The following is a 19894-nucleotide window of genomic DNA, read 5'->3' on the forward strand; positions in this document are numbered from 1 at the left end:
CTCACATCTCCTCGACCGCCTCGACACCGAGAATGCCGAGACCGTTGCGGATCACCTGGCCGACCTGCGCTGCGACGAACAGTCGTGCAGCCGTCAGCTCTGCGTCATCTTCCTGGATGATCCGCTTCGCAGGATCATCATTACCCGCATTCCAGAAACTGTGGAAGGCGGCGGCGAGATCGCCGAGGAAAAAGGCGATACGGTGCGGTTCGCGGGCCTTTGCGGCGGCCTCGACCACGCGCGGGAACTGGGCCGCCTCGCGCACCAGCGCAAGCTCGTCCGCACCCAGGCGGTCGAGATTCGCATCGCTTGGCTCGACGCCTGCTTTGCGCAGCGTCGAGCGGATGCGCGCATGGGCATACTGGAGGTAGAAAACCGGGTTGTCCTTCGAGGCTTCGACCACCTTGGCGAAGTCGAATTCCATCTGCGCTTCCGGCTTGCGGGTCAGCATGGTAAAGCGCACCACGTCCTTGCCCACTTCCTTCACCACGTCGGCGAGCGTGACGAAAGTGCCCGCGCGCTTCGACATCTTCACCGGTTCGCCGTCGCGCATCAGGTTGACCATCTGCACCAGCTTCACATCGAACGGCACATCGCGGCCAGCGCCCTTGGTGAGCGCGGCGACGGCTGCCTTGATCCGCTTGACCGTACCGGCGTGGTCCGCACCCCAGATGTCGATCAGCGCATCGGCGTTTTCGGCCTTCTGGAAGTGATAGGCGAGATCGGCGCCGAAATAGGTCCACGCGCCGTTCGATTTCTTGATCGGGCGATCCTGGTCATCACCGAATTCGGTCGAGCGGAAGAGCGGCAGCTCGACCGGCTCCCAGTCTTCCGGCGGTGCCTTGCCCTTGGGCGCTTCGAGCACCCCATCATAGACGAAGCCGTGTTCGCGCAGCCACGCCTCGGCCTCTTCGGGCTTCTTGGCGGCCTGCAGCTTGGCCTCGGAGGAAAACAGGTCGTGATGGATGCCGAGCAGCGAAAGGTCTTCGCGGATCATGTCCATCATCGCGGCAACCGAGCGTTCGCGGAACAGCTCGAGCCATTCGCTCTCGGGCGCGTCCTTGTAGGCCGGGCCGAATTCCTGTGCGAGGCGTTCGCCGACCGGCTTCAGGTAATCGCCGGGGTAAAGACCTTCGGGAATAGCACCGATGTCCTCGCCCAGCGCTTCGCGGTAGCGAAGGTGCGCAGAGCGAGCGAGCACGTCCACCTGCCCGCCGGCATCGTTGACGTAATATTCGCGGATGACCTTGTGGCCGCTGAATTCGAGCAGGCCGGCCAGCGCATCGCCCACCACCGCGCCGCGGCAGTGGCCCATGTGCATCGGGCCGGTCGGGTTGGCCGAGACATATTCGACATTGACCGTCTGCCCGCCGCCCAGCTGCGAGCGGCCATAATCCTCGCCCAGTGCGGCAATGGCCTTTAGTTCGCGCAGCCAAGCCTGTTCGGACAGGCGCAGGTTGATGAAGCCCGGGCCGGCGATGGTCGCTTCGGTGATGTCCGGTTCGCGCGTCAGGTGCTCGACGATCAGCTCGGCCAGCGCGCGCGGATTGGTCTTCGCCTGCTTGGCGAGCACCATCGCGGCATTGGTCGCAAGGTCGCCATGCGAGGGGTCGCGCGGCGGCTCTACGGTAACGCCCGAACGGTTCGTCTCGGGAGGAAGGTGTCCTTCCATCTCGAGCGCGTTGAGAACGGCATCGATTTTCGCCGCGAAACCGGCGTGGAGAGTCTGGATGTCAGCCATGCCCGCGCGCCTAGACGAATGGCGCAAAATGGCAAGGTGTCAGAGCATCAACGTGTCGCGTTGTAGCGCAGCTGGTCCTCGGTGAGCTGGAAGCCGACGAGCAGTTCGAAGGTCGCGCGCTGGACGGCGGCACGCACTTCCGGGTCTGCCAGCGGGTCGAGCGCTGCGTCGGGATCCCCGGGCTTGCGGCGACGGGTAATCCGCTCGACGACGTCTGCGGGCAGCGTCGCATCGGCGCGATTGACGAAAGCACCGGCCTTGCCCGTTGCGCGGGCGCGCTCTTCACCGTCGGCGAAGTTCAAGGTCACGGTGCCGACGCGCTTCGTCACGACGGCCGTGCCGCCGCGAAGGACGGTCGTGAAATAGGGAAGCTCGACGGTGCGCGCACCGCGCACGTCGGTGCGGCGGGCAACAACGTCGAAGCTCGCTTCGGAATAGACCCGCTCGTTCGCCTCGTTGCAGGTTGAGGTGAGATTGGTCATCGCCGCGGTCACGTCGAGGTCAGACAGCGTCTTGGTCGCGCCGCGGAACAGCGTGACGTCGCCGGTGTAATCGGGAATGCCGACTGCGGGACAGGCCGTACGCACAGCCGTGATACCCACTGCATTGCCCTGCACCACGAGTTCGCCGTCGGACTTGCATCCGGCAAGCGCGAGACCCATTCCAAGGGCAGTCAGGAGGCGAAAGCGATTGGTCATGTCGGCGACATTCCTCATGTGTTCGTATTCAAGAGCCCTTCGGGGCGACGCGTGCCCTAGCTTGGCACGATGCAAAGCGCTAGAGGGGCACTCATGAACGCCCCCTTTCCGTCCACGACACAAAATCCCTCGGGCAACGATCCGCGCCTGCCTCTGCAGCTTCTGATCGCGGCTCCGCGCGGCTTTTGCGCCGGTGTCGACCGCGCGATCGAGATCGTCGAGCGCGCGCTCGAAAAATACGGTGCGCCCGTCTACGTCCGCCACGAAATCGTCCACAACCGCTATGTGGTCGACAGCCTGAAGGCCAAGGGCGCTATTTTCGTCGAGGAACTGGACGAAGTCCCCGACGATGTGCCCGTGGTATTCTCTGCGCACGGCGTGCCGAAATCGGTCCCGGCAGAGGCGGAGCGCCGCAAGCTGCTCTATGTCGATGCGACCTGCCCGCTGGTGAGCAAGGTCCACCGTCAGGCCGAACGCCAGATCGAAAAGGGTCAGCACATCCTTTTCATCGGGCATGCCGGCCACCCCGAGGTCATCGGGACCATGGGCCAGGTGCCCGAAGGACAGATCACGCTCGTCGAAACGGTCGAGGATGTGGCGGCCCTTGCGTTCACGCAGGACGACGATCTCTCCTACCTTACCCAGACCACGCTCTCGGTCGACGATACGGCGGAAATCATCGAGGCGCTCGAGGCGCGCTATCCGCAGATCGTCGCGCCGAAGGCGGAAGACATCTGCTACGCGACCAGCAACCGCCAGGCCGCAGTGAAGATCATCGCGCCCAAGAGCGATCTCGTGCTGGTGATCGGTGCGCCAAATTCCTCGAACTCGCTTCGCCTGGTCGAAGTCGCACAGCGGCTCGGTACCGACGCGCGGCTGATCCAGCGCGCCGATGAAATTCAGCCCGAGTGGCTGGAAGGCATCGGCACCCTCGGCCTGACTGCCGGGGCCTCGGCTCCGGAGAAACTGGTGCGCGAAGTCGTCGACCGGATTTCGGAATGGCGCCTGGTGGAAGAGCACCCGATCGCCGCTGCCGAAGAGAACATGATCTTCAAGCTGCCGCGCCAGCTGACCGAATAGGTGGCGGTCTACACGCATCTCGGCGCCGAGGACCTGGCGCGCCTGATCGCGGAGTACGATGTCGGCGAGCTGACTTCCGCGAAGGGCATCGCCGAGGGCATCTCCAATTCCAACTGGCTCATCGAGACCAGCCGCGGCCGTTACATCCTGACGATGTACGAGCGCCGCATCGACACGGCGCAGTTGCCCTTCTTCCTCGGCCTGCTGGACCATCTCGCGGCCAATGGCTGTGCGGTGCCTGCAACCATTCACGACCGCTCGGGTGCTGGGTTCCGGCAGTTCGACGGCAAGGCGGTCGCCTTGATCGAGTTCCTGCCGGGCGTTTCCCCGACCGAACCGACGGCAGGGCAGGCAGAGGCGGTCGGAGCGGCGCTTGCGAAGGTGCATCTCGCGGCGCAGGATTTCGGCATGGATCGGGCGAACGACCTCGCGCCCGCCGATACTCTGGCCGTGCTCGAGAAATGCGGCGAAGACGCACTTGCAGGGATCGATCCAGCCCTCCCCGACATCCTGCCGCGGGCGCGCGCACTGGTTGCGGGCTGGCCGACGGACCTGCCGCGGTCTGTGATCCACTCCGACCTCTTTCCAGACAACGTCCTCATGCTGGGCAGCAAGGTCTCGGGAATGATCGACTTCTATTTCGCGTGCAACGACGCCATGGCCTACGACCTCGCCGTCACGCACGCAGCCTGGTGCTTTCCGGGCGGCACCTTTGCACCCGAACTCGGGAAAGCACTCGTCTCGGGATACGAGAAGGTTCGCCCGCTCGGTGAGGATGAACGCGAGGCACTTCCGCTGCTCGCACAAGGGGCATGCCAGCGCTTCGTCGCCAGCCGCGCGGAGGACTGGCTCGACACGCCCGCCGACGCCCATGTCCTGCGCAAGGACCCCATGGACTTCGTCCGGCGCTGGGATTTTTACGCCGAGAAGGGCGCTGAAGCGTTTTCCTGACGCGCATCCCGCGCTAGGGGCGCAAGCATGAAGCGGGTCGAGATATTCACCGATGGCGCATGCAAGGGCAATCCCGGCCCCGGGGGCTGGGGCGCGCTGCTGCGCATGGGACGGCATGAAAAGGAAATGTCGGGCGGTGAAGCGGACACTACAAATAACCGGATGGAGATGACCGCAGCTATCCGCGCCCTATCGGCGCTGATCGAGCCTTGCGAAGTCGAACTCTACACCGACAGCAAGTACCTGATCGACGGTATCACGAAGTGGGTGCACGGCTGGAAAAAGCGCGGCTGGGTGAATGCCAGCAAGAAGCCGGTGCGCAATGCCGACCTATGGCATGACCTGATCGATCTGACCGGGCGCCACCGGGTAGAATGGCATTGGGTAAAGGGTCACGCGGGCCACCCGGAAAACGAACGGGTGGATAGCCTCGCCAGCGACGCCGCCGAAGCGATCGCCGCTGGCGGAAGCTAGTTAGGATCAGCTCTCGTCAACCGTTTCGGCGCCCGGGCCGTTCTTCTTGATCGATTCGATGGCGTTCTTGGCGCTGGCCTTCGAGCTGTAGCCCTCGGTCCAGAACATCGTTTCCGAATTGTACATGAAATAAGCGACGTATTCGCCCTTCTTGTTCTGCTTGATCTTGAAGTGGTGCGCCATCGAAAGGCTCTCCCGATAATTGTGAATGGGTCGCGCACCCTAACAAATGATACGCTCTTGGCTAGGCAAAGCGTGCAGGATCGTAGAGCGAAGCATCAAGCTTCTCGGTCATTGCATCCCTGCCCGCCCCGAGAAGCAGTTGCGCGGCAAGGCGCGCGGCGGCGGGAGAGGTCTGGATTCCGTAACCGCCCTGCCCGGCAAACCAGGCGAAGCCTTCGACCTGGGGATCGCGCCCGTAGACCGGCAGCCGGTCGGGCGAGAAACTGCGCAGCCCCGCCCAGCGACGTTCGACAGCCTCGATCCGGCAGTCGACGACCTGCTGGAACCGGTCGATCGCAGTAGCCACATCGATCTCTTCGGGTGCGGCATCGCAGGGCTCACAGGGTATCTCGTCATGCGGGCTCAGCCACAGGCGCCCCGCCTCCGGCTTGAAGTAGAATTGCCCCGATATATCCAGCACGAGCGGCTGGTCGGCAGGCACGACGGGATCGATACGCAATTGCACCACGGTGCGTCTTAGTGGTCCGATGCCGAGCGGACGAGCGCCCGCAAGCTGTGCGAGACTGTCGGCCCATGCGCCTGCCGCGTCGACCACCCAGCTCGCCTTATAGGTGCCGCCAGCAGCAGTTTTGATGGTCCAGTGGGCATCTTTCCGAGAAAGGCTATCGACCCGCGCCCGGCATTCAAGGTCCACCCCGGCCTTGCGCGCACGCGCGAGAAAATGCGCGTGGAGACCGGCCACATCGATATCCGCGCAGGCAGGCTCCCAGACAGCTTCGGTCCAGTCCTCGCGCAGGCCGAGGACTTTCTCGGCGAGCGTTTCGCGGTGCAGCCGCTCGATCGTTGCGCCGGTATTGCCGAACCGCTCCATGAACCGATCGAGCGCGCCCGCGTCTTCCTGCCGCCCGATATAAAGCGCCCCGCGCTGGTGGAGAAAACCGTTGTCGCGCAGGTAATCGCCCGAGGCGAGCGTCAGCGGGACGATCTCCGGCCCGCCGTAACATTCTTCCCAGAAGGCCGCCGACCTGCCGGTGGAATGGTAGCCGGGACGGTCCTCGGCCTCGAGCAGGAGCACTTTCGCCCCGCCCGCGGCCAGTTCCGCAGCAAGGCTCGCACCGGCAATCCCGGCTCCGACAATGGCGAAATCGTAAGTCGTCACTGCCTTGCGGGCACCACCCGGTCGAGGAACTCGGTGATGCCGTCCATCGCGCGGCGGCGAACCCCGTCTACTTCACGCAGGATCTCGTGATGCGCCTCTGGCCCGAATGAGATCAATTCGCCCTTGGGGAACCTGCCGGCAGCGCGCGCTGCGGCCTCGTGCTTCACCAGCTTGTCATTCTCGGTGGAGATCACGAGCACCGGGACATCAACCGCCTCCATGGCGCCGGACGCTTCGAGTTCGCGGGTCGAGGCATAGGCGCGCTCGACCCATCCCCAGCTGCCCGGTCCCATGGCCAGTTCGGGCCGTTTCTCGCGCCACCACAATTCATCCTCGTAGCGATCGTCATCATGGGTCAGGAGGTCGCGGCGGCGCGCGGGCATCTCGCCAGGCTTCTCGCTCCACTTCCACGCAGGGCGCGTGGGGGAGCCGATCTTTGTCATTACCTTGGCCACCGAATGCAGCATCGCGAGCGGAAGCGGCGGTCCGGCCATGCCGAGCATGGGAGCGGAAAGGACAACAGCGTCGGGCTTCACAACGCCATCTACCAAAGCGCGGGCCACGATATGGCCGCCCATCGAGTGTGCTGCGAGCACATGCGGGCCCGGTGTTTCGGCGACCCAGCCGTCCCAGAAATGCTTCAGGTCCGCGACCCAGTCGTCGAAATCGTCGACATGACCGGTCAATGCATCGTCGCCCAACCGGCCCGAGCCGGCCTGCCCCCGCCAGTCGGCCGCCGTTACCCTCCAGCCGGCACGGTGCAACTCCTCGAGGCTCTCGAGGTACTTTTCGTAGAAATCGCCGCGTCCGGGAAGGAACAGGATGGAACCACGCGCAGGCTCGGAACCCGCGGGCCAGTCGATCCGGCGAAGCTCGTGGCCGTCCTCCGCCTGCCAGCGGCTTTCGCTGGCAAGGGGCGGAATGGCACGCCTGTCGATCGGCTTTTCGATAGTCTCGGCGATTGCAACCTCCGTCTCACCGGTCGTCATGGTTACTCTTTAGTAAGCATGTTTGGGTAGGCCAGCCCTCGAAACAACTTCGAAGGCAGGTCATGGACCAAGAGATTTTCACCTACGTTCTGCTCGGCGCCTTGGCAATCGCGCTGCTGGTTGCCGCGTTCACCGACCTCAAGAGCCGGACGATCGGGAACAAGCTCAACATCGCAATCGCTGCTGGCGCTCCCCTGTTCTGGTGGGCCAGCGGCATGTCGCTGTGGCCGGACGTCGCCATCCAGGTCGGCATCGCGGCGGCCACCTTCGTTGTTTGCTGTGCCTTCTTCGCCATCCGCCAGATGGGCGGCGGCGACGTGAAACTGCTCACCGCGCTGGCGCTGTGGTTCCCGCCGACCAACTTCGTCGGCCTCATCCTCATCATGGCAATGGTCGGCTGGGTGCTGACGCTGGCCATGGGCATCTGGGGTGTCGCGCGTTCGAACGTGCTCGGCGCAAAGCCGATCCGCGACACCTTCATCCTGGTGGCCTGCACGCTCATCGCGGCGAACTTCGCAAGTGCCGTGCTGGGCGGGCCGAAGCTCGCCGTGCCGGGCAGCGTCATGGAGGCGATCTCGACAAGCGCAGCCGGTCCGCTCGCCATCGCCATGATCCCCATCGCGATCCTCGCCGTGGTGACCCTGGTGTCGATTCGAATCATCCGTCGTCACAAGCACCAGCCGCGTGTTCCTTACGGCCTCGCCATCTCGATTGCGGGCCTCTGGATCGTCGGCGGCGTCTTTCTGACGAGTTTTTCTGCACCTGTGGCGGGCTGAAAACCCGATTTTAACCAATCGCCACTTAGACACGGAAACCATAGTCGCCCGCATCCGATTCCAAGCGGGCCATACGAGGGGGCTTAATAGCCATGGATAGGAAGAAGCTGGTTCTGTTGGTAGGCGCACTGGTCATTGCGATCGGTACTGCTCTTGTTGCCCGCAGCATGTTCGCTGGAGCCTCTGCTCCGAACGCCCAGGCCGCAGCGGTTGTCGAACCGCAGGGGCCGAAGGTTCTCGTCGCGCAGCGTGCTCTGCCGACCGGCACCATCATCACCGCAGATGCAATCGGCTACCAGCTGTGGCCGGAAGAACTGGTCCAGAACGCCTACTTCCTCGACGGGGAAGCAGACGTCTCGAAGCTGATCGGCACCGTTGTCCGCCATCCGGTTACCGCAGGTGAGCCGGTGACGCAGGGTTCGCTGGTGAGCCCGGGCGACCGCGGCTTCCTCGCAGCAGCCCTTACGCCGGGCATGCGCGCAGTCACTGTCCCCGTGGACGCGAAGAGCGGCGTTGCCGGCTTCGTCTTCCCTGGCGACCGTGTAGACATGGTCCTCACGCAGACCGTGCAGGGTGAAGAAGGTGCTCCGCTGAAAACGTCGGAAACCATCCTTCGTAACCTTCGCATTCTCGCGACCGACCAGTCGACCACGCAGACGACTGTCGACGGCAAGACCCAGGTCAAGGCCTTCCGCACGGTTACTCTCGAAGTGACGCCGACCATCGCAGAGAAGGTCGCAGTCGCCCAGACGATCGGTACGCTGAGCCTTGCGCTGCGTTCGCTCGCCGACAACGAGAACGAACTCGAACGCGCCCTCGCCTCCGGTGAGCTCGTCATCCCCGACGACGCAACCCCGGAAGAAGAGGAACGCCTGCTGCGCGAAGTCGCTGCACGTCCCGACGATGCCAAGGGCACCTATGTCACCGGCGGCGATGTCTCGCGCTTCCAGCGTAGCTCGATGCCCGCACAGTCCCGCCCGCGCGGCGGTGCAGGCGGCAACGGCGGCGCAGCCCAGGTCCGCACCGGCGGTCCGACCGTGATCGTTACCCGCGGCAAGACCGCAGAACGCGTCACCGTGGGCCGTGCAGGAGCACTCAACGCCTCGGTCGCTAGTGGAACTCGCAACGCCGGCAACACCGTTCCGGTCGCGCTGAGCACCGTTCGCTAATCCGATGATCAAGACAGGAAGCCATTCAGGGGGCCATTCCATGAAACGTCGTCTTACCGCTAAATTGCTGCTCGCCGGCCTGGCGCTCGCGCCTCTGGCAGCAGTCCCGACGAACGTGGCCACGGCCCAGTCGGTCGTCAGCCCGAGCCAGGAGATCGTTCTTTCGATCGGCCGCGGCGAACTCGTCAACGTGCCCGGCAACATGGCCGATGTGTTCATCTCGAACGATGCCGTCGCCGATGTGCAGGTGAAGTCGCAGCGCCAGCTGTACCTGTTCGGCAAGGGATCGGGTGAAACCACCGTCTATGCCAGCAACGCTGCAGGCGACATCATCTGGGCAGCCAACGTCCGCGTCGGCTCGAACATCGGCAGCATCGACCAGATGCTTTCGCTGGCAATGCCGCAGGCCAAGATCAACGTCGCCACGATGGGCACCAACACGGTGCTCCTGACCGGCACGGTCGCCGCTCCCGAAGATGCAGCCGACGCCCAGGCGCTGGTCGAAGCATATGTCGGTGAAGGCACCAACGTCATCAGCCGCCTGCGCATGGCAACGCCGCTGCAGGTCAACCTGCAGGTCCGCATCGCCGAAGTCAGCCGCAGTGTTGTCCGCGCCATCGGCGTGAACCTCGCCTCGGTCGACGCATCGAGCGGCTTCAAGATCGGGGTCGGCCAGGGCTCGGGTTCGTGGATCCCGCAGTATACGCCTGGCTCGCCCGCCGGTCTCGGCGTCGGTCTCACCGAAGGTCCCGACGGGGCCACGGTGATCCCGGGCAGCGAACAGGGTACGACCCTCGGCGTCGAGGGCAACCTCCTCGGTCTCGATATCGCGTCGGCGCTCGACCTTGCCGAAACGCAGGGCCTCGTGACCACGCTGTCGCAGCCGAACCTGACCGCGCTTTCGGGCGAAACGGCCGAGTTCCTTGCCGGTGGCGAATTCCCGATCCCGCTCAGCGGCGGTCTGGGCACCACCACCATCGAGTACAAGAACTACGGCGTCAGCCTCGCTTACACGCCGACGGTTCTGGCCAATGGCCGCATCTCGATCCGCGTGCGACCGGAAGTGTCGGAACTCTCGAGCCAGGGCGCCATCACGCTCAACGGCTTCCAGATCCCGGCTCTGATCACTCGCCGTGCGGAAACGACCGTGGAACTCGGCTCCGGCCAGAGCTTCATGATCGCCGGCCTGCTGTCCAACAGCTCGCAGAACACGATCGAGAAAGCTCCGGGCCTCGGCGACGTGCCCATCCTTGGCAACCTGTTCCGCTCGACCAACTATCGCAAGGGCGAAACCGAACTCGTGATCGTAGTGACGCCTTATCTGGTGAAGCCGGTCAACGCCAACGAGATCAAGCTGCCGACGGACGGCTATCTCAAGCCGACCGAGCTCCAGCGTCTGGTCACGCTGCGCGAATCCGGCAGCATTTCGGGCCAGCAGCGTCCGATGCCTTCGGCAAGTGGCAGCGATGCCGCCCCGCAGGTCTCGCAGGCCGAGCAGGACGAAGCCCAGGTGGCAATGCCCGCCGAGGCTCGCCGTAACGAGAAGACCGCGGCTGCCAAGCCCGGCTTCAGCTTCGAATAAGGGAGACGAGTATCATGCGTATCAACATCACTCGCAAACTCGCCGCTCCGCTGGCAGCCTCGCTTGCTCTCACGCTGGGTGCATGTGGCGGCGTCAACATGGACAACCGCACGCTCTACAGCGTCAAGCAGCCGGTGGTCGAACGCTCGAACTTCGTGCTCGACGTGAACACCTCTGCCGACGGCCTGCCCGTCAGCGAACAGCAGCGTCTTGCCGGCTGGTTCGAAAGCATGGGCCTTCGCTACGGCGACCGCCTGTCGATCGACGATGCAGGTAACAGCCTTGCCGTTCGCGACGACGTCGAAGCGCTGGCCGGCCGTTACGGTATCCTGGTCGCAGAAGGCGCCCCGGTAACCGCAGGTCGTGCATCGCCGGGTCAGGCCCGCGTGGTCATCACCCGCTCCAGCGCATCGGTTCCGGGCTGCCCGGACTGGTCGCATACGGCCGAAGGCAACGACAAGAACTCGACCAACCCTAATTACGGCTGCGCAACCAACAGCAACCTTGCTGCCATGGTCGCCAATCCGGAAGACCTCATCGCAGGTCAGCAGGGTACGGGCGAGACGGTCGTGACCACTTCCACCAAGGCTATCCAAACCTATCGCGATGCAGAGCCGACGGGTGCCGGTGGCCTGCCTGAAATCAACACCGAAGGAGGCAACTGAGCCATGAGCGCTTTCCAGAAACCCGGAATGCCCGGCAATCGCGATGCGTTCGCAGCCTATATCTGCGACGAGACCGCGCTGGACGTTCTTCGCCCGGTCGTCATCGAGCTCGGCTGGCAGCCCGAGAAGTGCAACAAGGGTGGCCTGCGCAACGCCGTGCAGTCGCTGTCGGTGTCGGCTAGCCCGAACATCCTGATGGTCGACCTGTCGGAAAGCGGCGACCCGCTGAACGACATCAACGCTCTCGCCGAGGTTTGCGAACCCGGTACGGTCGTGATCGCCATCGGCCAGGTCAACGACGTGCGCCTCTATCGCGACCTGCTCGCGAGCGGCATTCACGACTACCTGCTGAAGCCGCTTTCGGCCTCGGTGCTGCGCGACTCGCTCAATGCGGCACAGGCAGTGTTCAGCGCACCGCGCGGCGGTGAAGCCGAACAGGTCACGCGTCACATCTCGACTGCCATCGTGGGTACCCGCGGCGGTGTCGGTGCCTCGACCCTCGCGACCTCGCTCGCGTGGCTTTACAGCGCCGAGAAGAACATGCCGACCGCACTGCTCGATCTCGACGTGCACTTCGGCACCGGCGCGCTGACGCTCGATCTCGAGCCGGGCCGCGGCCTGACCGACGCGATCGACAATCCGAGCCGTATCGATGGCCTGTTCATCGAACGCGCCATGATCCGCGCGAACAACAACCTCGCCATCCTCTCGGCAGAGGCGCCGATCAATTCGCCGCTGATGACCGACGGCGCGGCCTTCCTGCAGCTGCAGGAAGAATTCCGCCACGCCTTCGAGATGACGCTGGTCGACCTACCGCGCAACATGCTGATCAATTTCCCGCACCTGCTCAACGACGTGAACGTCGTGACGCTGGTTACGGAAATGACGCTCGCTTCGGCGCGCGACACGATCCGCCTGCTTTCCTGGCTCAAGACCAACGCCGCGCACGCCACCCCGGTGGTCGTCGCGAACAAGGTCCAGCCCGGTGCTGCAGAAATCAGCAAGGCCGATTTCGAAGCCTCGATCGAACGCAAGATCGATATCTCGATCCCGTACGACCAGAAGGGCGCAGCCACGGCAGCCAAGCTCGGCAAGACCTTCATCGACGCGAACAGCTCGGGCAAGGCGACTGCGGGCATCAAGCAGCTCGGCAGCCGCATCATCGGCCTCGGCGATTCCGACAGCGAAGAGGCAGCGGAAGTTGCCGGCAAGAAATCGCTGCTCGGCGGCTTCGACCTCAAGGGTCTGATGTCGAAGAAGGACAAGGCGGACGCCGACGCCGAATAACCCTGCAACCGGCACGCGCGGGCCAGTCCCCCGCGTGCCGGAAGCAGACGAACGAATGACGGACGGGACGGAGTAGACAGATGAACACGATCCAGCTCATGCTGGTTGCCGGCGGCGTTCTCGCCTTGCTCGTCTTGGGTTACGCCATCATTGCGGGCCCCAACGCCGGCAAGAACGGCCAGCGACGCCTGCAGCAGCTGCGTTATCGCCACTCGGAGAGCACCGACACCAAGGTGGAGTCGCAGCTCAAGAAGGCAATCGCAGCCCGTAAGCCCAAGGCACACAAGACTGCGGGTTCGGATTCGCGCATCGAAGCACTTGCCCTGCGCCTGGATCGCACCGGCAAGGGCTGGACGCTCAGCCAGTATGCCTATGCTTCGCTCGGCATCGGCCTCGTGGTCGCTCTGATCATGTTCCTTCGCTCGGGTTCGCTGCCGCTTTCCTTCGCGATCGGTACCTTTGCAGGTGCGGGCATTCCGCACTTCATCGTCGGCCGCGCGATCAAGAAGCGCACCAACCAGTTCAACGCGAAGTTTCCGGACGCCATCGAACTGCTCGTTCGCGGCCTGCGCTCGGGTCTTCCCGTGACCGAAACGCTTGCCGTCGTGGCACAGGAAGTGCCTGGCCCGGTCGGCGCGGAATTCAAGGGCATCGTCGAGCGCATCAAGATCGGACGGACCATGGAGGAGTCGCTCCAGGAAACCGCCGACAGGCTCAACATCCCGGAATTCAACTTCTTCTGCATCACGCTCGCCATTCAGCGCGAAACCGGTGGTAACCTCGCCGAGACGCTCTCGAACCTGTCGGACGTGCTGCGCAAACGCGCCCAGATGAAACTCAAGATCCGCGCGATGAGCTCGGAATCGAAGGCCTCGGCCTACATCGTCGGCGCGCTGCCTTTCATCGTCTTCGTCCTGATCTGGTGGATCAACCCCGATTACATCGGCGGATTCTTCGAGGACGAGCGTCTCATCGTAACCGGCCTTGGCGGGCTCGTGTGGATGAGCATCGGTGGCTTCATCATGGCCAAGATGGTCAGCTTCGAAATCTAAGGACCCGAGGGAACAGATATCATGGAAACCGGTACCGGACCCACACTCCTCGGCTTCGACGTCATCCTCGTCGGTTCGATCCTGATGGGAATTGCAGCGCTGGCGGTCGTTTTCGCGATCTACACCGCTGTCACCATCAAGGACCCGATGGCGAAGCGCGTGAAGGCGCTCGAGGGGCGCCGCGAAGAGCTCAAGGCTGGCCTTGTCACTTCGGGCTCCAAGAAACGCCAGAGCCTCGTGCGCAAGTCGGACACCACCGACAAGGTGCGCGATACGCTCGGCAACATGAAGGTCCTCCAGGACAGCCAGGTCCAGGAAATGCAGCAGAAGCTTGCCTGGGCAGGCTTCCGCAACAAGGAATTCGCAGTCGTCCTTATCGGTCTGCGCATGGTCCTTCCAGTCGTGCTCGGCCTGATCGCGACCATCCTGCTCTATGTCGTCGAGATCTATCCCGACTGGCAGTTCAAGCGCGTCGCCGCGCTCGGCCTGATCGTATTCCTCGGCTACAAGGGGCCGGAGATCTATCTCGCGAACATCGCGGGCAAGCGCACCGACGCGATCCGCAAGGGTCTGCCCGACGCGCTCGACCTCCTGGTCATCTGCGCCGAGGCCGGTCTTACGGTCGACGCCGCCTTCAACCGCGTCGCCAAGGAACTGGGCCGCGCTTATCCGGAGCTGGGTGACGAATTCGCCCTGACTGCGATCGAGCTGTCATTCCTCAACGAGCGCAAGAAGGCCTTCGACAACCTCGCCTACCGCGTGAACCTCGAGGCGGTGAAGGGCGTGGTCACGACCATGGTCCAGACCGAACGCTACGGTACGCCGCTTGCCTCCGCGCTGCGTGTGCTGTCGGCCGAGTTCCGTAACGAGCGCATGATGCGCGCCGAGGAAAAGGCCGCACGCCTTCCGGCGATCATGACCGTGCCGCTGATCCTGTTCATCCTGCCGGTGCTGTTCATCGTGATCCTTGGCCCGGCGGCCTGTTCGATCTCCGACGCGTTCTCGTGATCGAAGCTCCGCAAGGAGCCACATAGAACCAAGCGAAAAGCCTGGTCGGCTAATTAGTCGGCCAGGCTTTCTGCGTCGAATTCGCCAGCATTGTCACGCAGGCGGGAGAGCATCTCGCGGAAAGTCTCCTGCTCTTCGGCAGAGAGGACCGAGAACATCTCGGCCTCGATCTTCAACGCGAGCGGCATGATGCCGGCGTGCACCGCCCTGCCCTCGGCTGTCAGCTCGAGCAGGTGCGAGCGTCCGTCCTTCGCATTGGGCGCGCGCTTGGCGAGACCGCGAGTCTCGAGAACCTTGCAGGCGCGGTTGACCGGCACCTTGTCCATCAGCGTCATCTGTGAAAGCTCGCGCTGCGTTAGCGGCCCGCTGTCGCCGAGAACCGCCATGATGCGCCACTCGGTAGTCTTGAGCGCAAACCGCTTGCGATACTGCTCCGCGATACGCGTGGAGATCGCGTTCGAGGCGATCGACAGCTGGTACGGCAGGAAGTCGGCGAGGCGTTTTGCTGGTTTGCGTGACGGCATGGGCCATAGCTGTAACCTTCCCGCGCGGCTTGGCAAGGTTTCAGCTGTGACTATCACATGTGCAACTACCCCCAGGCGCTACTTGTATGCGGGCTGATCCCACCAGGGATAGAAGTCGGGCATGTCCTTGCCGACGGTGTCGGGATAGGCCGGCGCACGCTTTTCAAGGAAGCTCGCGATACCCTCTTTCGCATCGTCGCTGCGGCTGAGGCGATAGATCGCGCGGCTGTCGATCCGGTGCGCATCCATCGGATGGCCAGCCGCTCCCAGCCGCCAGAGCATCGCGCGGGTCATGGCGACCGAAACCGCCGAGGTGTTGTCCGCGATCTCGCGCGCGATACCGATGGCGGCATCCATCAGCTCGCCCTGCGGGTGGACCGAACGCACAAGACCACGTTCCTTCGCCTCGGCAGCGTCGAAGATCCGGCCGGTCATGCACCATTCGAGCGCGGTCTGCATGCCGACGAGGCGCGGCAGGAACCAGCTGCTTGCCGCTTCCGGGGTGATCCCGCGCCGGGCGAAGACGAAACCGAAACGCGCATTGTCGCTGCACAGGCGGATATCGAAGGGCAGCTGCATCGTCACGCCGACACCCACGGCCACGCCATTGCAGGCGCCGATAAGGGGCTTTTTGGAATCGAACAGGCGCAGCGTCAGCCGCCCTCCCCCGTCGCGCACGCGTTCGTCGGAGAGATTCTCGACCGGGTTCGGATCGGAAAAGACGTGTCCGCCACCCTCGGGCGTCAGGTCGGCGCCCGCGCAGAAGGCCCTGTCGCCATGTCCCGTCACGATCACGGCACGCACGCTGTCGTCGGCATCGGTCACGTCGAGCGCATCGATGAACTCGTCCATCATGACCCGCGTGAAAGCGTTCATCTTCTCGGGCCGGTGCAGCGTCACGGTGGCAATGCCATCGGCGATATCGAGCTTGATCTGCGTGTAGGAACTCATTTGGATTCGTCTCCCTCGGACCCGTCAGCTTGGAACACATGGAACACGGTCCTGGATCTAAAACCTCTCGCGGCGCGAAGAACGGCAGTCGGGCGCGGAGGAGATTGGCATGAGGACCGTGGCATCTGGCGCGACGATAGGCACAAGCGGGCGAGTAGGGAAGCGCGCTCGTGCATTCGTAGTCATTGCCTAGGCCCTAGTCTAAATCCCCCACCCTTGGCACAAGGCTGCGCATGGGAGAGAAAACCGTAGCCATGCTCACCGCAGGGGGGCTCGCGCCCTGCCTGTCCTCGGCCGTCGGCGGGCTGATCGAGCGCTATACCGAGATCGCGCCCGATGTCCGCATCGTCGCCTATCGCAATGGTTATGCGGGCCTTCTCACCGGCAATTGGATCGAGGCAACCGAGGATGTGCGCGCCAACGCGGGCCGCCTCCACGCCTTCGGCGGCAGCCCCATCGGCAACAGCCGCGTCAAGCTGACCAATGTCGAAGACTGCGTGAAGCGCGGGCTGGTGGAGGAAGGCCAGGACCCGCTCGAAGTCGCCGCAGAGCAGCTGAAGCGCGACGGGATCGACATCCTCCACACGATCGGCGGGGACGATACGAATACCGCTGCCGCCGACCTGAAGGCGCATCTTGCCAAGATCGGCTCCGATCTCACCGTTGTCGGCCTGCCCAAGACGATCGACAACGACGTCGTGCCGATCCGCCAGTCGCTGGGCGCATGGACCGCCGCGGAACAGGGCGCGCTCTACGCCCGCAACATCATCGCGGAATTCTCCGCCAATCCTAACATGCTGATCGTGCACGAGGTCATGGGCCGCCACTGCGGCTGGCTGACCGCCGCGACTGCGCGTGCACACCATGAATGGGTCGGTACGGCGCCCTTCGCCGAGTGGGTAGACAATGCCGCAGCCCGCTGGGACGTCCACGGCGTCTACATCCCCGAGCGCGCGTTCGACCTGTCGCAGGAAGTCGCGCGCCTGCGCGGCATCATGGACGAACACGGCGGCGTGAACCTGTTCATTTCCGAAGGTGCTGGCATGGGCGAGATCGTCGCCGCAATGGAAGCTGCCGGAGAAGAGGTCCCGCGCGATGCCTTCGGCCACGTGAAGCTCGACAAGATCAATCCGGGCCAGTGGTTCGCCGACCGGTTCGCCAAGGAGCTGGGCGCCGAAAAGGTGCTGGTCCAGAAGAGCGGCTACTTCTCGCGCTCCGCCCCGGCCAATGCCTCCGATCGCGAGCTCATCGAGCATTGCACGAGGCTGGCGGTCGACGCCGCGCTTGCCGGAACCAGCGGGGTCGTCGGACACGACGAGGAGCGCGGCGACGAACTCCGCGTCATCGAATTCGAACGCATTGCGGGCGGCAAGAAGTTCGACGTGACACAGAGCTGGTTCAGGGAATTGCTCTCCGAACTCGGGCAGGCCTGAAGCGATCGCGCCGGACTGGTTCCCGGCAAACGCCAAAATATTCCTCGGAACAGCGCAATTGGGGGCACGTTCGACAGAACGTATCCCCAACCTTTCCAAGGTATTCCATGTCCCAGATCCAGACTTGCAACCCGGCTACGCGTGAACCACTCGAAACCTATGACCTGATGGGCAAGAACGAAGCCTTTGCGCTTGTCGACGCTGCCCATGAGGCTTTTCTTTCCTGGAAGAACCGCAGCCATGAAGAGCGCGGCGACATCCTGCGCAAGATCGCGCAGACCCTGCGCGACAATACCGACCGTATCAGCGAGATGATGACCCGCGAGATGGGCAAGCTCCTGAAGGACGGCAAAACCGAGGTCGAGATCTGTGCCCGCATCTTCGAATATACCGCTGACAACGGCCCCTCCGCGCTGGCCGACGAAGAGCGTACGCATTCCGGCGGGAAGAAGCGCGGCATCGTCACCTACTCGCCCATCGGCGTGATCTATTCGATCCAGCCGTGGAATTTCCCCCTCTACCAGCCCGTCCGCGTGCTGGCCGCCAATGCGATGGCGGGCAATGCCTGCATCCTGAAACATGCGTCGATTTGCACCGGCAGCGGGTTGCTGTTGCGTGACCTGTGCCTGGAGGCGGGTCTGCCAAAAGGCCTGTTCGACGTGGTTCTTGTCGATCACGATATATCGGACGACATCATCAAGCACGACAAGATCCGCGCCGTGACGATGACCGGCAGCGATGGCGCGGGCAGCCATATCGGCAAGACCGCCGCCGCAGCACTGAAGAAAACCGTGCTCGAGTTGGGATCGAACGATGCCTATCTCGTGCTCGAAGATGCCGATATCGACCTCGCCGTGAAGACCTGTGTCACCGGACGCCTCTACAACAATGGCGAGACATGCGTTTCGGCCAAGCGCTTCGTGGTGACCGATGCGGTCTATGACGAGTTCGTCGAAGCCTTCGTCGAACGGATGAAATCCGCCAAGATGGGCGACCCGATGGACGAGGAGACACAGCTGGGCCCCGTATCCGGCAAGGATCAGTTCGATACGCTGGTGGAACAGGTGCAGAAGAGCCTCGATGGCGGGTGCACGCTGCTGTGCGGCGGTGATCCCGAAGACGATCCCGACGGCTGGTATTACCCCGCAACCGTGCTGGCCGATTGCAAGCCGGGCACGCCCGCCTATGACGACGAACTATTCGGCCCCGTAGCCTCGATCATTCGCGCAAAGGACGATGAAGACGCCATGCGCATCGCCAACGACAGCCGCTATGGCCTTGGCGGAGGCATCTTCACCAAGGACGAAGACAAGGCCATCCGGCTTGCGCGCGACCATTTCGACACCGGCATGGTGCGGGTCAATTCCTTCGGCGCGGCAGACCCCAACATGCCTTTCGGCGGCGTGAAAGACAGCGGATATGGCCGCGAACATGGCGGCTTCGGAATGAAGGAATTCGTCAACGCCAAGGCGATCTTCCTTCCCTCGTAATCACCTCTGATCTGCACGGAGATTTTCAATGAAAGTTCTCATAGCCGGAGCAACCGGCAATACCGGCGCGCGCCTCGTCAGCGAATTGGCCGAACGCGGTCATCATCCTGTAGCGCTCGTTCGTGAAAGCTCGGACACCAGCGTCCTGCCTGAAGCCACCGAGCAGCGCCTCGGTGATCTAACCGACCTTCAAGACGATGTCGCTTCGGACTGCGAAGCTGTAGTCTTTGCGGCAGGTTCGGGCGGAGACACAAGCGCAGAAATGACCGACAAGGTCGATCGCGACGGCGCTATCGATCTCATCGACAAGGCCGAAAAGAACGGCGTGCGCAGGTTCGTGATGCTGAGCTCGGTCGGTACGGAAAATCCCGACCCCGACAGCGATCTCGCCCACTATCTGCAAGCAAAGCATGACGCGGACGAACATCTCAAGGCCAGCGATCTGGAATATGCCATCCTGCGCCCGGTCGCGCTGACCGACGACGGACCGACCGGCTCCGTCATTCTCGGCGACGAGGTGGATGCCAGGGGCAAGGCAGCACGCGGCGATGTCGCCGTCCTTTTGGCCGATGCAGTGGAACAGGACGAGTGGGCGGGCGCCGTAAGGCTAATGCAAACCGACTACTGACAGCCATCCTCAAACGCAAAGCGCCGCCCGTTCCTTGAGCGAACGGGCGGCGCT

20 protein-coding genes are annotated in these 19894 nt (G+C 63.6%); 13 read left to right on the plus strand and 7 right to left on the minus strand.

The window, feature by feature from the left end:
• Position 1 precedes the first annotated feature (1 nt).
• Positions 2-1741, minus strand: coding sequence for an arginine--tRNA ligase (argS, locus tag K3163_RS11085; RefSeq protein WP_221554252.1), 1740 nt, complete (start codon positions 1739-1741; stop codon positions 2-4).
• A gap of 47 nt (positions 1742-1788) precedes the next feature.
• Positions 1789-2439 carry a hypothetical protein gene (locus K3163_RS11090; RefSeq protein WP_221427842.1) on the minus strand — a complete coding sequence of 217 codons (651 nt, stop codon included), beginning with the start codon at positions 2437-2439 and terminating at the stop codon, positions 1789-1791.
• 93 nt (positions 2440-2532) lie between these two features.
• Here K3163_RS11090 and ispH point away from each other — a divergent pair, with 93 nt between their 5' ends.
• The 3 genes from ispH to rnhA are packed head-to-tail and all read left to right on the plus strand — an operon-like array spanning position 2533 to position 4944.
• Positions 2533-3519: a 4-hydroxy-3-methylbut-2-enyl diphosphate reductase gene (ispH, locus tag K3163_RS11095; protein WP_221427841.1), complete on the plus strand. Its 987-nt coding sequence runs from the start codon at positions 2533-2535 to the stop codon at positions 3517-3519.
• Positions 3520-4470 (plus strand): homoserine kinase, encoded by a 951-nt coding sequence (thrB, locus tag K3163_RS11100; RefSeq protein WP_221427840.1) that lies wholly within the window; start codon positions 3520-3522, stop codon positions 4468-4470.
• Positions 4471-4497: 27 nt separating this feature from the next.
• Positions 4498-4944, plus strand: coding sequence for a ribonuclease HI (rnhA, locus tag K3163_RS11105; RefSeq protein WP_221427839.1), 447 nt, complete (start codon positions 4498-4500; stop codon positions 4942-4944).
• Positions 4945-4950: 6 nt separating this feature from the next.
• Here the strand turns inward: rnhA and K3163_RS11110 are convergent, their stop codons facing one another.
• From K3163_RS11110 to K3163_RS11120, 3 genes are all read right to left on the minus strand, one after another.
• Entirely contained in the window at positions 4951-5127 is a 177-nt protein-coding gene (locus K3163_RS11110; RefSeq protein WP_200982644.1) for a YegP family protein, read from the minus strand.
• A gap of 61 nt (positions 5128-5188) precedes the next feature.
• Positions 5189-6286, minus strand: coding sequence for an NAD(P)/FAD-dependent oxidoreductase (locus K3163_RS11115; RefSeq protein WP_221554253.1), 1098 nt, complete (start codon positions 6284-6286; stop codon positions 5189-5191).
• A complete protein-coding gene (locus K3163_RS11120) occupies positions 6283-7275 on the minus strand; it encodes an alpha/beta fold hydrolase (RefSeq protein WP_221554254.1) in 993 nt (330 codons plus the stop codon). Before K3163_RS11120 ends, K3163_RS11115 begins: the two co-directional genes overlap by 4 nt.
• Before the next feature lie 62 nt (positions 7276-7337).
• Between K3163_RS11120 and K3163_RS11125 the strand changes: the two genes are divergently transcribed.
• The 7 genes from K3163_RS11125 to K3163_RS11155 all read left to right on the plus strand — a co-directional run bounded on the left by K3163_RS11125 (position 7338) and on the right by K3163_RS11155 (position 14814).
• Entirely contained in the window at positions 7338-8051 is a 714-nt protein-coding gene (locus tag K3163_RS11125) for an A24 family peptidase (RefSeq protein WP_221554255.1), read from the plus strand.
• A gap of 92 nt (positions 8052-8143) precedes the next feature.
• Entirely contained in the window at positions 8144-9220 is a 1077-nt protein-coding gene (gene cpaB, locus K3163_RS11130; RefSeq protein ID WP_221427835.1) for a Flp pilus assembly protein CpaB, read from the plus strand.
• Positions 9221-9260: 40 nt separating this feature from the next.
• The gene (locus tag K3163_RS11135) at positions 9261-10802 is read left to right on the plus strand and encodes a type II and III secretion system protein family protein (RefSeq protein WP_221427834.1); all 1542 of its coding nucleotides are present in this window, start codon (positions 9261-9263) and stop codon (positions 10800-10802) included.
• A 14-nt stretch (positions 10803-10816) separates the two neighbouring features.
• On the plus strand, positions 10817-11467 hold the full coding sequence (locus K3163_RS11140) for a CpaD family pilus assembly protein (protein ID WP_221427833.1): 651 nt from the start codon (positions 10817-10819) through the stop codon (positions 11465-11467).
• 3 nt (positions 11468-11470) lie between these two features.
• Positions 11471-12754, plus strand: a complete 1284-nt coding sequence (locus K3163_RS11145) for a pilus assembly protein CpaE (RefSeq protein WP_221427832.1) — start codon at positions 11471-11473, stop codon at positions 12752-12754.
• Between the two features lie 80 nt (positions 12755-12834).
• Positions 12835-13806, plus strand: a complete 972-nt coding sequence (locus K3163_RS11150) for a type II secretion system F family protein (protein WP_221554256.1) — start codon at positions 12835-12837, stop codon at positions 13804-13806.
• A gap of 21 nt (positions 13807-13827) precedes the next feature.
• Positions 13828-14814, plus strand: a complete 987-nt coding sequence (locus K3163_RS11155) for a type II secretion system F family protein (protein ID WP_247712661.1) — start codon at positions 13828-13830, stop codon at positions 14812-14814.
• 53 nt (positions 14815-14867) lie between these two features.
• Here K3163_RS11155 and K3163_RS11160 read toward each other — a convergent pair whose 3' ends face one another.
• Together K3163_RS11160 and K3163_RS11165 are read right to left on the minus strand one after the other, a co-directional pair.
• Entirely contained in the window at positions 14868-15338 is a 471-nt protein-coding gene (locus tag K3163_RS11160; RefSeq protein WP_221554257.1) for a MarR family winged helix-turn-helix transcriptional regulator, read from the minus strand.
• A 78-nt stretch (positions 15339-15416) separates the two neighbouring features.
• The gene (locus K3163_RS11165; RefSeq protein ID WP_221554258.1) at positions 15417-16289 is read right to left on the minus strand and encodes a crotonase/enoyl-CoA hydratase family protein; all 873 of its coding nucleotides are present in this window, start codon (positions 16287-16289) and stop codon (positions 15417-15419) included.
• A gap of 233 nt (positions 16290-16522) precedes the next feature.
• Here K3163_RS11165 and K3163_RS11170 point away from each other — a divergent pair, with 233 nt between their 5' ends.
• The 3 genes from K3163_RS11170 (at position 16523) to K3163_RS11180 (ending at position 19840) form a co-directional block, all read left to right on the plus strand.
• Entirely contained in the window at positions 16523-17722 is a 1200-nt protein-coding gene (locus tag K3163_RS11170) for a pyrophosphate--fructose-6-phosphate 1-phosphotransferase (RefSeq protein ID WP_221554259.1), read from the plus strand.
• Positions 17723-17829: 107 nt separating this feature from the next.
• Complete coding sequence (locus K3163_RS11175) at positions 17830-19212, plus strand: NAD-dependent succinate-semialdehyde dehydrogenase (RefSeq protein WP_221554260.1); 1383 nt, start codon at positions 17830-17832, stop codon at positions 19210-19212.
• A 28-nt stretch (positions 19213-19240) separates the two neighbouring features.
• Positions 19241-19840, plus strand: coding sequence for an SDR family oxidoreductase (locus tag K3163_RS11180; RefSeq protein WP_221554261.1), 600 nt, complete (start codon positions 19241-19243; stop codon positions 19838-19840).
• The last annotated feature ends 54 nt before the right edge of the window (positions 19841-19894 follow it).

The sequence above is a fragment of the Qipengyuania xiapuensis genome, from assembly GCF_019711395.1.
Classification (GTDB): Bacteria; Pseudomonadota; Alphaproteobacteria; order Sphingomonadales; family Sphingomonadaceae; genus Qipengyuania; species Qipengyuania xiapuensis.